This is a genomic window from Paenibacillus agaridevorans, from assembly GCF_018604145.1.
GTDB lineage: Bacteria > Bacillota > Bacilli > Paenibacillales > Paenibacillaceae > Pristimantibacillus > Pristimantibacillus agaridevorans.
In genome coordinates this window covers 6851304-6868276 of sequence record NZ_CP075889.1, presented here as the reverse complement: position 1 = coordinate 6868276, position 16973 = coordinate 6851304, and the positions used below count along the sequence as shown (strand labels likewise).

General features: G+C 46.0%; 11 protein-coding genes. 6 read left to right on the top strand and 5 right to left on the bottom strand.

Annotated elements, in window-relative coordinates; genetic code table 11:
• Positions 1–48 precede the first annotated feature (48 nt).
• A complete protein-coding gene (locus KJW29_RS27545; RefSeq protein WP_087568470.1) occupies positions 49–216 on the top strand; it encodes a CxxH/CxxC protein in 168 nt (55 codons plus the stop codon).
• Between the two features lie 192 nt (positions 217–408).
• On the opposite strand, the gene KJW29_RS27540 is transcribed toward KJW29_RS27545, so the two are convergent.
• Complete coding sequence (locus KJW29_RS27540; protein WP_087568469.1) at positions 409–564, bottom strand: DUF1540 domain-containing protein; 156 nt, start codon at positions 562–564, stop codon at positions 409–411.
• Positions 565–827: 263 nt separating this feature from the next.
• Between KJW29_RS27540 and rlmH the strand changes: the two genes are divergently transcribed.
• From rlmH to KJW29_RS27525, 3 genes are all read left to right on the top strand, one after another.
• Positions 828–1307 (top strand): 23S rRNA (pseudouridine(1915)-N(3))-methyltransferase RlmH, encoded by a 480-nt coding sequence (gene rlmH / locus KJW29_RS27535; protein WP_214627080.1) that lies wholly within the window; start codon positions 828–830, stop codon positions 1305–1307.
• Positions 1308–1472: 165 nt separating this feature from the next.
• A complete protein-coding gene (locus KJW29_RS27530; protein WP_214627079.1) occupies positions 1473–5834 on the top strand; it encodes a helix-turn-helix transcriptional regulator in 4362 nt (1453 codons plus the stop codon).
• A 107-nt stretch (positions 5835–5941) separates the two neighbouring features.
• Positions 5942–10363: an S-layer homology domain-containing protein gene (locus tag KJW29_RS27525; protein WP_214627078.1), complete on the top strand. Its 4422-nt coding sequence runs from the start codon at positions 5942–5944 to the stop codon at positions 10361–10363.
• 554 nt (positions 10364–10917) lie between these two features.
• On the opposite strand, the gene KJW29_RS27520 is transcribed toward KJW29_RS27525, so the two are convergent.
• Positions 10918–11448 carry an NAD(P)H-dependent oxidoreductase gene (locus KJW29_RS27520; RefSeq protein ID WP_214627077.1) on the bottom strand — a complete coding sequence of 177 codons (531 nt, stop codon included), beginning with the start codon at positions 11446–11448 and terminating at the stop codon, positions 10918–10920.
• Positions 11449–11726: 278 nt separating this feature from the next.
• Between KJW29_RS27520 and KJW29_RS27515 the strand changes: the two genes are divergently transcribed.
• Positions 11727–12083 (top strand): winged helix-turn-helix transcriptional regulator, encoded by a 357-nt coding sequence (locus tag KJW29_RS27515; RefSeq protein WP_246608405.1) that lies wholly within the window; start codon positions 11727–11729, stop codon positions 12081–12083.
• A 349-nt stretch (positions 12084–12432) separates the two neighbouring features.
• Here KJW29_RS27515 and KJW29_RS27510 read toward each other — a convergent pair whose 3' ends face one another.
• The 3 genes from KJW29_RS27510 to KJW29_RS27500 form a co-directional block, all read right to left on the bottom strand.
• A complete protein-coding gene (locus KJW29_RS27510) occupies positions 12433–13062 on the bottom strand; it encodes a YheC/YheD family protein (protein ID WP_214627075.1) in 630 nt (209 codons plus the stop codon).
• Between the two features lie 1581 nt (positions 13063–14643).
• Positions 14644–15039 carry a DoxX family protein gene (locus KJW29_RS27505; RefSeq protein WP_214627074.1) on the bottom strand — a complete coding sequence of 132 codons (396 nt, stop codon included), beginning with the start codon at positions 15037–15039 and terminating at the stop codon, positions 14644–14646.
• Positions 15040–15217: 178 nt separating this feature from the next.
• Positions 15218–15613: an SRPBCC family protein gene (locus KJW29_RS27500; protein ID WP_214627073.1), complete on the bottom strand. Its 396-nt coding sequence runs from the start codon at positions 15611–15613 to the stop codon at positions 15218–15220.
• 620 nt (positions 15614–16233) lie between these two features.
• Between KJW29_RS27500 and KJW29_RS27495 the strand changes: the two genes are divergently transcribed.
• On the top strand, positions 16234–16848 hold the full coding sequence (locus tag KJW29_RS27495) for a hypothetical protein (RefSeq protein ID WP_214627072.1): 615 nt from the start codon (positions 16234–16236) through the stop codon (positions 16846–16848).
• The last annotated feature ends 125 nt before the right edge of the window (positions 16849–16973 follow it).

Here is a 16973-nt window from a genome sequence, read left to right as displayed (position 1 = left end):
AAAGCCGTTATGTGACTAGACTAACTGTAGAATAGGAAGCGAAACCGTATGTATTGTGTATGCAAACCGGATATTGAAAAAGCCTTGGAACGATTCGTCGACGAATACGAAGATGCGCCGGATGTGGTGGACCTGAAGGAAACGCAATTCGCGGATTGGGATCCCCCAAGAAAATGCGACTTCTGCGAGGACGCAGCGGAGTTCTTGGTCGTCTAAGACGGACCTGTTAATTGGTGAGCCGTGCTGCGCCGGATGTGCCGAGCGTTAGCCGGTTCGCCTTGCGGAGGCCAGGATATACGAGGGCGGAAAAATTTTTTCGAATATCTGATAATAATTATCATTATTGGTTAATATATAGGGGAGCAAGCAAAAGGACAGCCGGTGGCTCGGCTGCCCAGGTGGTGCTGCTTAAACTTTAGGTTCGAACGTTTTGCAATCCGTTTCTCCCGAGTTGCTCGCCTTTTTGCCATGGTGGCTGACAACATAGATGGAGGAAGCATTGCACTTGTTGCCTGCTGCCCAGTACTTGCAGGAATTTACTTCGCACAGAACATCTTGAGCCATGAGTTCTCACCTCCTTGGCAATAGGATGGTCTAACGGTGTACCTCCATATACCTCGAACAGCCCGATTTGAATCTCTTTTTGAGAAAATCGGGCGACTTTGCGTTCCATGAGCTTGCAGACGTTCTCGCGTAAGGGTGGCTGCTGGTCGACTTCGAACAGTTAATTCGACTACAATAGCTTTAACAAACAAAGGCGAGGGCCGTCCTTGTATGTCCGCGATCGCGGCGCCGGTCCCTTGGTTCACGAAGGAGCTTGCACAGCAATGCAGATACAGCTAATAACGGTAGGCAAATTGAAGGAAAAATACTGGAATGACGCGGTAGGTGAATACTCGAAGCGTCTGGGCGCTTACGCCAAGCTGGACCTGCGCGAGGTGCCGGACGAGAAGGCGCCGGAGAACATGAGCGCCGCCGAGGCAGAGCAGGTGAAGGAGCGGGAGGGCGAGCGCATCCTGGCGGCCATCAAGCCCGATGCGCACGTCATCGCGCTCGCCATCGAAGGTGAGACATGGTCGAGTGAACAACTCGCCGCCCACCTGGACAAGCAGGCCATTTACGGCGGCGGATCCGTCGCCTTCGTTATCGGCGGCTCGCTTGGATTGTCACGCGCCGTGTTGTCCCGAGCGGACAAGAAGTTGTCCTTCGGGCGGATGACTTATCCTCATCAGATGATGAAGGTTTTGATTTTGGAGCAGGTTTATCGGGCGTTTAAGATTAATCGGGGGGAACCCTACCATAAGTGACGGCGAAATTTTTCGCAGTTAGGGTGTTGAAGGAGAACCGTATCATAAGTAAGCAAAGCCCTTCGTCGTATAATACCCATTAATCATAAATTCGTGGCTCTAACATCCCGAAAATAATGATAAAATAACAAGAAGCACTGCGTTCGGATTGGAGAGAGAACTGGGATGGTTTTTACAGAAGGGGTTCTTTTAAAGGAAATGATGAACGGTGCCACATTGGAAGTCGGTACCTTCTTACATATAGCAATAGGACTGACGGAGTCGGTGCATCATGCTCATAAGCGGAATGAACGATGTGGAAATTTGAATTCGGCGAATATTCGAATTCAGTCCAATCGGGAAGTCGTTATTCTTACAGATCCGCTACTGACGGATTACACCTATATGTCTCCCGAACAAACGGGCAGAATCAATCATATGCCAGATGGGCGCAGCGATTTGTATTCCCTGGGTATGCTCTATTATGAAATGCTGTCAGGCCGTTTGCCGTTTCATGCAAACAGTGTAGAAGAATGGATACATGCGCACCTTGCTGTTGTACCGAAGCCGCTGCGCGAATGGCGTTCAGATCTGAGCGACTCGCTTGAGGCTGTTATTATGAAGCTGTTGTCGAAGGATCCGGAGGCGCGCTATCAGAGTGCTTATGGTTTATTAAGTGATTTGAAGCGGTGCGCTTTATTGCTGGAAGAAAAGGAAGAAGTGACCTCTTTCGAGATCGCCCGTGCAGATGAGGCCAGCCGGTTTCGGCTTCCTCAAACTCTCTTTGGGCGTGAAAGGGAAGAAGCAGCTCTAAGAGATGCTTTCGAACAGGCTAAAACGGGTGCATCCTCGTTCGTTTTCGTCAGCGGAAGTGCAGGCAGTGGCAAGACGGTACTCGTCCGAGCGCTTCAGATGGTAGTTAGAAGGGATGGAGGCCGGTTCATTAGTGGCAAATGCGATATGATGAATCGCGACATTCCGTTCTCCTCCTTGCTGGAAGCTTTGCGAAGCCTCATCCAACAATTTTGGAGCGAATCGCCGGATCGAGTAGCGGAACTGAAGAAGCAATTAACAAAGGCTTTAGGCCAGGGAGCAGCTGTTATTGTACAGCTCTTACCGGAAGCTGCTGAGCTGTTCGATGTCATTCCAGCGGTAGAACCGCTGCAGCCTGCGGAGGCTGCGATTCGCTTTAACCGGTTAGTACCCATATTCATCAAGGTTTTTGCGGATAAGCAGCATCCCTTAATTATTTTCCTGGATGATCTGCAATGGGCCGATCCTGCTACGATAGATGTTCTTCGTACCATTGTACACGATCAGGCACGGCCTGGCTTACTAGTAATCAGCGCGTTTCGGGAGGAATTCGCTCCAGGCTGGAAGAAAAAAGAAGGAAATAAAGTGGATGCGGCAGCATGGATGGCGGAGTCGCTTGCCTTGCACGATGAATCACAATTATCTGTCCATCATATCCATCTTGAGGTGCTGTCCTATATCGAAGTGAGACAATTCGTATCCGATGTTCTGGATGAGAATTCAGCCCGTATTCGCGCGCTCGCGGAGGTGTTATACCACCGAACAGGCGGCAATCCCCTATACTTGAATCGTCTGCTAGACAAGCTATATCGGGAGAATAAGATTTATTATGATGAGGTGGAAGCGTCATGGGCGTGGATTCCATCTGTCATTATGGAAATCCCTGAGGATCCTGACATTGTCCACTTGATTGAGGCTCGTATTCGTATGCTATCCCCTGCCCAAATCGAGCTGTTAGCGATAGGTGCCGCTATCGGACATCGTTTCTGTTCATTAACGATCTCATTAGTAAGCGGATACCCTCTGCTGCAAGTACGCAGACTTCTGCATGCGATAGAGGAAGAGGGGCTAATCTGTCGAGAACATGAGAGTGATACGTCAGACGATGTGGAACGTTATCGATTTTTGCATGACCGTATTCAACAGGCAGCTTACATGACCATGTCTGAATCAAACAAAACGAGCTTACATCTGACCATTGGCCGGGTGATACGCGATGAATTATCCAATGAAGGTGGATTTACGATTTTTGATCGGGTACACCACTTGAATTTGGGTAGCGAGAAGATAGAGGATGACGCAGAGAAAAGAGAGCTTGCTGAATGTAACTATGAGGCGGGACTGAAATCTAAGGCATCAACCGCATTTACGTCTTCCCTTCACTTCTATGAGAACGCTTTACGTCTATCTAATGGCGATTGGAAGAATACAGCTTCCCTTGATTACCGTATCATGCTGGAGATAACCGAATGTGAATACATGTGTGGTCATACAGATCGTGCGGAGGAACGACTGGCGAACTTAATGTCTTGTACAACGAACGTGGTTGAACGTTCTCATATTTATTTGATCCGTATTGCCATGTATTCGTATTTGAAGAAGGATGAAACAGCTGTCCATATTGGGCAGCAGGCTTTGGCGGAATTGGGCTGGCAGTTCCCAAGCAAGCCTTCCAAAGCATTAGTGATAAAGGAAATCCTGCTCACCCAGAGCGCATTGTTCAATAAGGCTAACGATATTCCTCATTTACCGATTAATTGTGATCCGCGCTATAAAGCATTGTCAGATTTGGTCATGGCGATTTCGCTCCCTGCCTATGTACTAAGTATTGAGCAGTCGGCTGTGCTATTCTCAAGATTTGTACGATATGGTCTAAAGCATGGAAGCAATGAGGCGTTCTCCTTTATGCTTGCCAGCTACGGGATGGTTATTTATAAAATATCGGGTTTCCGTACGGGGACTCAATATGTAGATCAGGCATCCCGTCTAGCCTCTTTCTTTGATAGCGCAGACCTGCAAAGCCGATTGTATTATCTGAAAGGTCTTGTCGGAATTATCAACCCGGATGAAGGAATCAAGCAGTTTGAGAAATCGATTCAGGCTGGGATGGAATCGGCTAATCTAACCTATGTTAGCATTGCGATGATGACGACGATAACCAACTACACCGAGAATTTGCATTCATTAGCTGCACGGATACAAGAGTATGAAGAGACTTCGCAGCAGCTTGTGGACGGCGTCACACGTAACATTTTCCGAAGGGCAAAATGGTATATCGCACAAATGCAAGACGGGGCTGGAGATAACGATGACTACGATACGCCATTACTGAATGAGACATACAAGGATTTTGTGAATAACGAGGTCTATTACACGTGCACCTGTAACCTGGAAATTGCTTATCTCTTCGGTCGGTACCGTGAAGCTCTTGAATGGGCCCATAGAGGGGAGAGGAATACATTCCTCCAGACGCGGCCGCATGTTCGTAAACAAAGGATGTACCATTCCTTGACGCTTGCTGCTATGTACTCGGAAGTGTCACCCAACGAGCAGAAGAAGATACGGATGAAGCTGCGTAAGCACTTGCGTGCCATGAGGCGATGGTCTGGCTATAGCGGGAAGGCTTCGTCTACTTATTTGCTGTTATCCGCTGAACGTTATCGGATGGAGGGCAATAGAGTCGATGCCGCACAATTATACGAAGAGGCCATTCGGGCAGCTCGCCACGCAGGAGAGGGGCTCATGGAGGCTATTTCTTGTGAACGGGCCGCTGTATTCTATAGGCATATGGAGAGCTTGAGCGGTGCGGAGGCACTTATGGCTGATGCTTGCGACGCTTATTCAAGATGGGGCGCTACGGCCAAGGCAGCGCAACTGAGAGCTAGCCATCCAGGGTTAAGAGCAGCTGCGGATGAGGGAGTGGGGGAAGACAAGCCAGCCACAGAGCAGCATGGCGCAATCGACATCAGGTCTGAAGCTATGTCTTGGCGTACTGCGGACAATCGGCAATTCAAGCAGCAGCCAGAATGGATGGAAGCAGTAGACAATTGTCATACCATGGATCAATTCCTGGCGCTTGCAATCCGTTATTCTGGTGCGGAAAGTGGATGTATTGTGGGTAGCGGCAGTGAAGGAGAGATTTGCGCCATTGAAAAGGAAGGCTCGTTGAGCGATCACAGGGGAGCCTCGTACGGTGAGTCGATTGTCAGATATGTTCTGAAAACAGGAGAGTCGGTCATACTTGTGGATGCTTTGCACAGCTCTTATTCCGCTGATCCTTCGATTATTAGCAGCCAGTCCCAATCCGTACTGTGTATGCCTGTTCTTTTCACAAACGAACGAACGCCCTTCGCGCTTTACTTGGAGAACAGTCTCATCGCCGGCGTTTTCACTCCGGATACGCGGACCATGCTGGAGCAAATGATTGCCCGAATGATGTATGTGACATCGTTGAATGAATCACGCGGCCAGAGTGATTCACCAATTGTTTCGTCAGATAACCCGTCATCCACCCCTGCGAAAGCCTCACAGCTGGCATTCGAATCACTCACGAATCGTGAAACAGAGATCTTGTACGCGCTGACAGATGGATTGTCGAACAAAGAGATTGCCTATCGATTCGGGTTAACAGAAGGAACCGTCAAAAGTTATATTCATAACGTATACGGCAAACTGGGAGTGAAACGAAGGAGTCAGGCGATTGCCCGCGCCAAGGAGTTGGAACTCATTAATTAGACTTTTTTCTACAATATTTGCGAGACACTAACTTTGGTTAGTGTTTTTTTTTATGGCTTGGGGCCTATACTTAGGCTCGAATTCATTCGTATGGAGGAGAAATCGACATGGGTACAAGATTTCAAGCTAGTAAGAAAGTAACGGCGCTCTTTCTCATCATGATGATGGTGATCGGCAGTATGCCGGGATTGCTCACAACAGGAGGAGGGAAGGTTTTTGCAGCTGATTTTAGCGGTGGTGATGGATCAGTGGAGAACCCCTATATAATTACTTCACCGGAGGAATTAAACGCTATTCGTGTTTATCCGGACAAGCATTATAAACTGGCAAATCATATTGACCTGACAGAGTTTCTTGAGGAGGGCAATGGCCTTGGCGGTAGTACGTCTTGGCATCCAATCGATAATTTCTCAGGGTCATTGGATGGTGCCGGGCATATCATTACAGGATTGAAAATAGATCTTTCTTTTAATTCTCTTACTGGACTTTTTGGTTTTATAACGGCTACTGGCTCTGTTACGGCAATTGGTCTGGAAGATATCAGTATAACAGGGTTGGATCTTGTTGGTGGTATAGCAGGAAGGTTAGATGGGAAGATCTCTAACAGCTATACAACAGGTACCGTATCGGGAACGGGTTATGTAGGAGGATTGGCTGGACAAGCTGTTAGCAATTCGTCGATTACAAACAGTTATTCGATGGCAGCTACTTCGGGGAATAGTAATGTGGGCGGAATAGCTGGAAGTAAGTATCCAACGGTTACAATTGAAAATACGTATGCTACAGGACCTATAGCAGCAACTTGGTCCCAAGGCGGAATAGTAGGTGAGTATGGACCTAGCCGCATTATAAATAGCTACTATGACCAAATCACAACAGGAGTCTATAGTGGCGCAGGGAATGGAAAAAGTACAGAAGAAATGAAGCTCCAAACTACATTTGCAGGTTGGGATTTCGATCAGATTTGGTTTATTCGACCTCATCAATATCCTCAATTAAGAATATTTGCTCATGCTGAACCTGTGGCTTCCCCAGATCCCGCAGGTGGATCTGTCGCGGTAGGTTCAGAGGTGACGCTTACGGGTGAGAGAGCGGATATTGAAATCTATTACACGACAAACGGCGAGACGCCGACAAGAGCCAGTTCATTATACGATTCAGGCACGCCAATCGTGATCAATGACGATGTCACGATCAAAGCGATAGCGGTGTATTCGGGAAAATTAGATAGCCCGATTATGAGCAAGAGCTATAAGATTATACGATCAGCAGCTCCGTCAACCGCAACGTTGGAGAAAGGGACACAGTATGGAGCGAAGCTGAATAATGTGACGAGCCTGATGGAATATAAGGTGAATGATGGAGCGTTTCAACGTATTGCAGGCACAAGTGTAGATAATATTCCCGTGCAACCGGGAGATAAAATCTTTGTTAGATTCCTTGCCGACGATGAGAACCCAGCGTCCTATGAGCAAGAGTTACTGGCAGCCAAAGAACATATTCGCCTAAGAACAGCAGCCACGCTGACCTCGACAATCGGAACAGTAAGTGAACTCGGAACAGCTAATGAGTCCATAACCGATGTTCCGTACAGTACGAGTTTGGCAGATCTACGGAGAGCAATCACGCCAGCGACGAACGCTACGTTTCAGATTTACCGATCGGATGGAACCACGCCAGCTACTGAAGTAGTGACGGGGATAAAAGTCATTGTTACCGCTGAAGATGGAGCGACGCAGATTACGTATACTGTGACGATGAGTGCTCTAACGGCAATTACGACGGCAGCGATCAGCGGGGTAGCTGTGCCAGTCGTGGGCGAAGAGCCAATCCGACGGATAAATGCAAATGAATATACCGCATCCGTTACTTGGTCTCCAGAGGTGGCTTCCCGATATGCGCAGGGAGAGACTTACACGGCTACGCTGACGATTACACCCAAGAGAGGGTATGGGTTAACGGGAGTGCCTGCGGATTTCTTCACGGTAGCAGGTGCGACTGTTGTCACGAATTCAGCCGATTCCGGCGTAGTAACGGCAGTATTCCCGGCAACAGAGCTCATATTTTCCGGTGGTTCGGGAACAACGGCGGACCCTTATCACATTGGAACGGCGGCTGGGCTGAATAAGGTTAGAGATTTCTTGAAATCGAGCTTTAAGCTGACAGCGGATATCGATTTGAGCGGCTATGCGGAAGGGGCAGGCTGGGCGCCAATCGGTTCTGATTGGTACAGTGGGTTTGAAGGAAACTTCGATGGTAACGGTTATACGATTGAGAATTTAACGATAAATGGAACAGGTTCTGAATTTACAGGGTTATTCGGCTACGTAGAGACAGGAGCGACGGTCAATAATGTCATTCTGGAAAATATCGATGTAGGCAGCAGTGGAGGCTATGTAGGTGGACTGGCTGGAGCGAGCGGTGGAACGATCACAAACAGTGGAGTCATCACAGGGAGTGTAAGCGGGGGTGACGTCTCATGGGCAGGCGGGTTGGTCGGCTATAACTTCGGCACAATTAGCGATAGCTTCTATGAGGGGAATGTGATTGGAACGGCGGTCGTTGCAGGCGGGTTGGTCGGCTATAACGAGAGTGGTACGATTGTAAATAGCTTTGCTATTGGAAGCATTAGCGGTCTGTACACAGGTGGGCTTGTAGGATCGAATGGGGGACTTCTATCTCATAGCTACTTCCATGGAAGCGCGAATGGGACAAATGTTGCAGCGGGATTAGTTGGAGCAAACTCGTTTCGTGTCGAGAACAGCTATGCAACGGGTACCGTAACAGGAGAAGGAAGCTTAAGCGGCTTAGTTGGAATGGGTGACGGTTCGGTAAGCAATAGCTTTTACGAAAGTGAGGCAACCGGACAAACGAGTTTGGGGACGGCACTAACGACAGCGGAGATGAAGACGCAAGCCAGCTATACAGATTGGGATTTCGATGGGATCTGGACAATTGATTCCGTGGTCAATAATGGATATCCTTACTTGCGGAGCTCAGAGCTTCAAGTTACCTATAACGGGAATGGTGAAGCTGATGGAGCATTGCCGATTGCCCAAACCTCTTATGTTCGAGGAGATACGGTTAGCGTTAGTGGAAACACAGGCAATTTGGTCAAAAGAGGGTACACATTCGCGGGATGGAATACATTAGCGGATGGATCTGGCAAAAACTATTCGGAGGCAGACCGCTTTGCGATTACGGCGAGTAAGACGTTATTTGCGAAATGGGTCAGCACCAGCGCAACGTTAACCTCTACAATTGGAACGGTTAGCATGGGCGGAACAGAGAATGAGATGATTAAGAACATTCCTAGAACTACGACGTTAGAGGCGCTAAAGGCAGCAATCACGCCGGCAGCAGGCGCATCGTTTGAGGTATATCAGACAGATGGAACAACGGTTGCTACGGTATTAGCAACGGGCAATAAAGTTATTGTGACCGCTGAGGACGGAGTAACGAAGGTGACATATACGGTGACTGTGAATGAAGCAGCAGCTCCACCTAATAGCGGAAGTGTTGTTCCAACGCCAGCTAAAGTGATATCAAAAGACGGCAGCCTAACGCTTCCGGTTGGATCGCTTGGCGAGGTTAGTCTGGAAGATCAGTTAACGATTACCGTTCCTGTAGGCGCGGTCAATCAGGAACTGAAATTAACGATTTCCAAATGGCTTGATACGGAAAAAGTTCTCATTCATAAAGAGGTGCTTGCAAGCTCGGTATATGAGGTGTTGAAAAACATTGCGGGTCATTTCATCAAGCCTGTAACATTAACCTTTACCTTCGATGCGAGAAATGTGAAGAGCGGTCAAGGGGTTGCGATCTTCTATTTCGATGAAGAGAAGAAAGAATGGGTAGAAGTGAAAGGCAGTAAGACACGTGGAAATTCGATTACAGTAGAGGTTGATCACTTTACGAAGTTCGCGGTGCTTGTTGTAGACCAGGCGACAGGACTTCCTGTGTCAGAGGAAGGGGCGGTAACCCCTGCCAAACCGGAAATTAGCTTTAGCGACATTGCGGGACATTGGGCTGAAGCTAGCATCAAGCAAGCAGTTAAAGATGGAATCGTAAACGGTTATGATGACGGAACGTTTAAGCCAGGTAAAACGATAACTCGTGCGGAGTTTACAGTCATGCTGATGAATGCCTTGCAGGTTCAGGAAGCGGGCGCGGAGCTGACCTTCACAGATAAAGCGGAAATTGGGGGCTTTGCACAGGCTGCGGTAGCACAAGCTGTGCAAGCGGGCATTATTAGCGGCTATAGCGATGGCACCTTCCGGGCGAATGCAAAGATTACGCGCGCAGAGATGGCAACGATGATGGGGAAGGCGTTTGGCCTGCCACTGCACCCGAACGCCGCCACTTCCTTCGCAGATGACGGGACGATCCCGGTCTGGGCCAAAAGCGCAGTAGCCGCGCTGCAAGAACGCGGCATAGTGAACGGAACAGGGGCGAATGCGTTTAATCCTCATAAACAAGCAACAAGAGCTGAAGCGATTGTTATGCTTTTGAATATGAATAGAGAATAATCTCATAAAGACGACTAGGGAGAGTTCACACTTCCTTGCAAGACAAATATGCCAAAAGGCTGGACGGAAAACCTTACGGTTTCTCGCCCAGCCTTTTTTATTGTGGGACATGGATTTGTATATATGTGCGCAGACTTTGGGCTAAATGTCTGAATTAGAATTTGTTTCGTTATTGAATTAGGGAACACACAAAGTGGATATAATTATATTGCTTTCCGGAAACGCCGTTCAGAGAACTGCCGGCTGGTGCGAGGCAGCGGAAATTCGAATCAAAAAATCGCCTCTGAGCAGTCACTCGAAATAATAGTAGATGGGCCCGGGATTCTACCGTTACAAAGAAGCATCGTTGTTGGACAGCTGATAACGCCTCCGCAGCTATTTAGCGAAATTATCTTACTGATTACTTTGGTGGCATTTCATTTATGTTAAGGCTTGATGGAAATTCACCAAGCGGGTATAGAATCTTGACTACGGTGCATCGCAGCACATTTTTCGCCGATAGACCCGATACGCCGAACCCTACCATAAGTGACGGCGAGCTACAAATCACTTCTTCATTGTGCGAGCTTCGTCTGAGGATATTGGACAAATTCCGCATATCGCTTGGCTTCGTCCTTGAGTGCTCCAGCAGATGGGCTATAGGATACAAAGGCTGGCAGGAACGTACCATTACACCGGGTAATGGTACTCTGAATCGGCCGAATATATTCGCTTATGGTGAACCAGTTACGCCCGCCTGCACGATATTCGTTTTCCGAGCCGCCTGTTGTCGTTGCGATCATAAATTCTTTGCCCCTCAAATTGTCGCCTCCGGGTCCGAACGCCCAACCGAATGTCAGTACATCGTCAAACCACTTTTTTAAAAGCGGCGGGCAGCTGTACCAATAGAATGGAAATTGAAAAACAATCCGGTCAAATTCGATCAATAATTGATGTTCTCGTTCGACGTTGATATTCCAATTCGAATACTCTTGATACAGATCACGGATGTGTATATTCGGCTGTTGTTTCAATTCGCTCAGGAGTGCATGATTCCATACGGATTTGTTCAGGTTTGGATGTGCTACAATTACCATCGTTTTCATGAAAATCATTCCTTACTGTTATTTTGGTTGTCCATGGTTGGCCAGGATACTTCCTCTTTACAGCTATGATTATCCGAGATATTTAAAATCTTGAAAAGTACGCATTTTATTCGTACATAGTCCATCATTCCATACCATAGATGGCGCAGTACTTGTGGTGTGGTCCGTTAAAACGTACTAAGTACGTGAATAAAGAGTACTATCGGCACTGGAGATATTTTGATAATGTTATGGGAGATCGTGTGCGGATATCTTGAAGTACTTGGGAGTTGATGTTATTGCGGTTAAGAACTCACGTCGATAAGACGACGGAAGGCATATTAGCGACACTAGATATTATTGGCGGAAAGTGGAAGCCTTTGATTCTGTTTATTTTACTGCATGAGGGAACCAAGCGATTCGGAGAGCTGAGGAGGATGCTCCCGGTTATTACGCAGGGTATGCTGACGAATCAGCTTCGGGAGCTAGAACGGGATGGGCTCGTAGAACGCAGAGTATATCAGGAGATCCCTCCAAAAGTAGAATATAGTTTGACCGATCATGGAAAAACGCTAGCCCCGGTGTTGACAGACATGTGCAACTGGGGATTTAAGCATCTCGACTTTGTAAAAGGTCTAAGCGATGAATCGGAATAAGTCTCAATTTAGAATCTGTGACAATGGGAGGAATCAAGTGCGGGCGGCATTATTATTGCCAAAGGACAGCCTTGTTTGGCCTAAGAGAAGCAGCCTTTAGCGGATGGTCTTTTTTCAATGCAGTTATTCGCACAAGGGTTAAGTATTTTCGTTTCCACTTTGAAAGATGGACGAAAAACTTGCCGTTACAGTTAGCGGGGAGAACCATACCATAAGTGACGGCGATATTTTTCGCAGTTAGGGTGTTGAAGGAGAACCGTGTCAAAAATAATCCGAAATTTTTGGCCTTAATCGCGCATGGGGCAGATTGCCATGCAGTTAGGCTCGTGCCTGTTATATAGCACACATACTATACTTTACCATATTTGTATCTTATTATAGTTTTATACATGGATTTATCATCCAAATACTTAAAGAGAGAGAGCATCGGAGAAAAATTGGCTTCAATAATCCGAATATCGCCATTCTCTTGGAGACCAACGTCAAATCCAATTATTCTGCAATCTGGATAAACTGATTCAAAAGAGATAGCAGCCGCCAAGACTACCTTTTGCAGTTTTAAAGATAGCTTTTTAAGGGGGCAATTCTTTGCACTTGATCTGGGAATGATGTCTTTAATAAGGGCAGGTTTTTGAGACACATTGGTGACAAAAAAGTCCTTTTCTGCAATCCGGGCTAACTTCCCGGTGATGCACCACTTAGATGAACGGGTTAAACGTTGGACCATGACTCTTATGTCGAAAGGACAACCATAAATGGAGGCGAGAGGAATTCTTTGCTGAACGATGAAAGTTTGGTTTCGACAAAATTTTTTTACAAAAGAATAGATCCGATTTTTACCCTTTATTAATTTTTTTGCGCTTTCATGATGAATTTCATATAATTCTTCGTCTTCATCAATAAGAGACACATGCAAAATATGATACCCCGACTTTCCTCTATTCGGTTTAATTACAACATCCTGATATTGCTTTATCATTTTTCAAAAGTTTCCATGGGAGAAACGAACTGTATAAGGTAAGTAAGGGGCTAAATACTTAAATCTACGCATATGCTCGTACTGTTTCCACTTTGAAAGACTCATTGTAAACAACACATCCTGACTAATTTTTCAGTTGTTTGCTGAGCAGGAATCAATATTTCGGAAATGTGCTTGCCCCTACTTTTGTTATTTAAGTATTGGACGGCAAAAAGGGGGGTTGTCAGGAAAAAACAGATTAGAGACTTTGTCAGTTCCAAAGCAATTCCCCCATGAAGAAACCTCGATCTTCAACTTTAAACATCTGATATGTCTTCTCCATTGTTTTCCGCCAAGCTGTTCCTACTGGATTTAAAGGTAAAGCGCCCGTGTTAGTCAGCCCAATTTCTGGGTAACACCGACTAAACTGACCCACACTTGGCAGAGAAGGCTCGGGTGCGGGTGGCTTAGGACAGAGAACGCCTGCTTCGGAAGTGGTATAGATAAAGCTAGTGACCTATTGGAGAAAACAGAAATTGTAGATACTAACAATCCAGAAGAAATTGGAAATAGCTTGGCGATACGATGGACGATTAACGCCCCAAATATCGCTGACGAGGCTTATTGGGTATGGCTGTGGAAAATAGGTCGTTTATCCATCCTCATCCATTGACCAGGATTTACTTGGGGGGAGGCATTAACTTGCCATATCAAATCATCTCAACCGCGTACTCATACAGGTAATGGACAGAAGTGTTTCTAAATAGTCAAAAACGTTCATATCTGAACGTGGAAGCGGGTTTCAGCGTTATACTCGCCAAGTGAAGTCGGTATGATTTATTGAATACAGGAGCGTTCCGAAAAACAACCTGTGTAGAAGACTAAGAAGTTGATGGATGAGCTTTAGCGAGGGGAAGAGCAATTCCTGTTCTTTGGAGAATTATATGGCCCAGGCTTCTATGAGCATAGATTGGGCGTTCATATTAAGGCAGCTTCTGTTTGTGCTTGTAACTTCCCCTCGCGATGCTCGGGGGACTCCGCTACGCTTCGTCCGTTGTTTTTCTTTTTGTTAAGTGAAGAACATGTTATTCATTTGATGAAACCTCTTTATTCTTAATATCGTCCACACTTTTATTCGTTTTATTCGTCCACTCCCGACAGGGCTTTTTGTAATTGTAAATCATGGGGACATAAGCAATTTCCCATAAGAATTCTGTTTTCTCCACACAAGAGCCCATATCACGTTTCCCACAGATACTTACCCTAAATCGGTTGAAAAACGTATATTTATACGTAAATTAGCAAGGTTTTTAAGAGACCTATACCAGTAGGTTATCAATAACAAATAAAGCATCGAAAATTTCTATAGGTTCCTCGAAAAAAAGTTTCCGCTTACGCTCCGTCCGTAAACGATTCGTAATTTGGTTCTAATTAAACGGGATTTAATAAATAAAATCAGCCTAACGTGTGTCTTTATTAACCTAAAGGGCAGTTGATCGCGACACTAAAGTAAAATCAGGAGATACGCTTTTGGATTTACTGTTATCAAGAGCGAAATAAGTGAAAATAAACCCACACTCCGAATGTGGGTTTATGCTTGTTTCAATACGATGTTAGGAAACGGTTTGATGCGATTTTTCTATCTGCAGGTCTAAAATACCATGAAGCAGCGGTAAGAATGAGAAATAAAAAGGGAAGTATTAGGCTGTCAACGGGCTGTCCCAGTATCAGGTGGGAGATGAGAGCTCCAGCTACGGTGAAAAAAAAACCGGCATAAGCCCATTCTTTAATAAGCGGAAATTTGGGAACTAGGATGGCAATCACGCCCAAAATTTTAGAAACGCCCAGTACTATCATTAAATAATGGGGATATCCCAATATCGTCATCGTCTCTACTTCTACATCCAATTTAATTAATTGAACGATCCCCACGTTAAGCATCCCTAACGAAAGCAAAGCGGTAGCGATCCAATATACTACTTTGTTTCTTTTGCTCAAGTCCATTTCCTCCTTGATTGTTCCCATATCTGTGGCCTTAGGTCCAACGATGAAGTCCACTGTCCGTTCAGGCGCACCGGTCGAGCACCTTAAGCACGAGCGGCAAATTGTTTGGCAACTGTAATGCAAACCTCGAGCTACCGGAAAGCGACAACTGGCGCTGCCATCGATACGGTTATTAGTCCAACACGTTGTCAAACTTGCCGAACCATTCTTCCCAGCCGTACTTCGCGCCTTCGAGTCCTTCAGCATCTGAGAATCCAGTTTGTTCAAGATGAAGGTTAACTTGTCCGTCCATTAGATTCTGAAGTGTCCACGTGACCGTTTGCCGTTCGTCTCCGGTTCCCCAAGAATAGGACAACCGGCTGTTTGCTTCCACGATCAGTACTTCACCGTCAACGATTCCATCCCATTCTTCGTACGGTTGATGGCGGAACTGGAAACGATGTCCCAGAACAGGCTTAAAATCATTTTCGGTGATCCACTCTGCTAACTTGCTTGAATCGGTCAAAGCTGACCAAACCGTCTCCATTAATGTTGTGTATCTAAAATCCATGGTTAATGTTAAACTCATTCTTTTTCCTCCTCTAATAATTTTTAAGATGGCCCATTATTCACCATCTAATAGGACACCATTTGGTGTCTAATTGATTATAGGACACCATTTGGTGTCGTGTCAACAATTGAGATGGAAACAGCATCGTTTGATCGATATTATGGCGATACTGAAGGAGAAAAGTTCTAGTTACCAAGAAAATAGACTGGGTCATTTATGTATCACATGAGGGAACGATAGTATCCCGACACGACGGCAGTTGGCCACTAGACAAGCTACCGTTGCTCATTGAAGTAGGCAGAGCAGTGGTAAACATTAACTGTATACGGTACAAACCGAGAAACTGGTGAAAAAGTCATAGTATTTAAAGCACCAATAGCTGGACCGAATAACGGGGCTGATGGTCATTCTCCATCCTCAATGAGCTTACCTTCAGCAGGACTCTGGAGACTTGATGCTTATATTGGGGAAAAGCTATTTGGCAATATTGTTGTTGAAGTGCATGAAAATAGTTGAAGTAGATAATTACGCTAACGGGCAGTTTAACGCAACAAACTCATTAGTATTTGCGTATTAAGGTTACGTGGTAAAATATGGTTGATTATGAGTGAGAACCTTTTAGGGAGTGAACAAAGAAAATGGACTACTCTAGAGTCTTAAAAGTATTGATAGGTGCTGTGGTTTTCGTTTCTGCCGGAGTGGGTGGTGCAGTAGCATACCAGAATGTATATGCAAAAAGTGCAACTACACAAAGTAGCGTTAGTCCGAAAACCTATTCTCTAAATGAAAGTGGACAAACATATGGTTCTGCTGAGGATACCACTCCCTATGAAATGCTACCCGATTTAATCCGTGGAGGAAGTGTGGATGGCGTTGCAGTATATATGTTGAAGAGCGATTATCTAAAAGCTGGGAGTGATGTTCCTCTATATGATGTGGAGGGGAAAACCATAATTAGTTCTATTCACATTGCCGGCGCTAAGAGTTTAGATTTCTATCCTGTAAATGAAAATGGACAGACATACGGTTCTGACGCAGATGCTACTTCCGCAGAAACAAGACCTGAATTAATTAGTGCTATAGGTGAGAATGGCATTGAGGGATATGTGTTGAAAAAAGACTTGGACGGTGAGCAACCCAAAACACCCGAGGAAGCCATTGCGATACAGAACAGTAGATCACCAGGTGGTCGCGATATTCCGCTGTATGACGTTGATGGTGAAACTGTAATTGGTGTGTTTCATGTTGGATGAAAATATAATTACGTTAACTGGGCACTACAGCTTAATGATGACCCAAAGGCAGCCGAGCATTAAGATTGGCTGCCTTTGTTAGGCTAACGGGCATAGCGCAACAAAACGAAAACAATCACATCTAG

Bases quoted from the DNA above. Each gene is read 5' to 3' on its own strand.
- KJW29_RS27540 (WP_087568469.1), bottom strand. From the start codon at position 564: ATGGCTCAAGATGTTCTGTGCGAAGTAAATTCCTGCAAGTACTGGGCA.
- KJW29_RS27525 (WP_214627078.1), top strand. From the start codon at position 5,942: ATGGGTACAAGATTTCAAGCTAGTAAGAAAGTAACGGCGCTCTTTCTC.
- KJW29_RS27495 (WP_214627072.1), top strand. From the start codon at position 16,234: ATGGACTACTCTAGAGTCTTAAAAGTATTGATAGGTGCTGTGGTTTTC.
- KJW29_RS27545 (WP_087568470.1), top strand. From the start codon at position 49: ATGTATTGTGTATGCAAACCGGATATTGAAAAAGCCTTGGAACGATTC.
- rlmH (WP_214627080.1), top strand. From the start codon at position 828: ATGCAGATACAGCTAATAACGGTAGGCAAATTGAAGGAAAAATACTGG.
- KJW29_RS27530 (WP_214627079.1), top strand. From the start codon at position 1,473: ATGGTTTTTACAGAAGGGGTTCTTTTAAAGGAAATGATGAACGGTGCC.
- KJW29_RS27510 (WP_214627075.1), bottom strand. From the start codon at position 13,062: ATGATAAAGCAATATCAGGATGTTGTAATTAAACCGAATAGAGGAAAG.
- KJW29_RS27520 (WP_214627077.1), bottom strand. From the start codon at position 11,448: ATGAAAACGATGGTAATTGTAGCACATCCAAACCTGAACAAATCCGTA.
- KJW29_RS27500 (WP_214627073.1), bottom strand. From the start codon at position 15,613: ATGAGTTTAACATTAACCATGGATTTTAGATACACAACATTAATGGAG.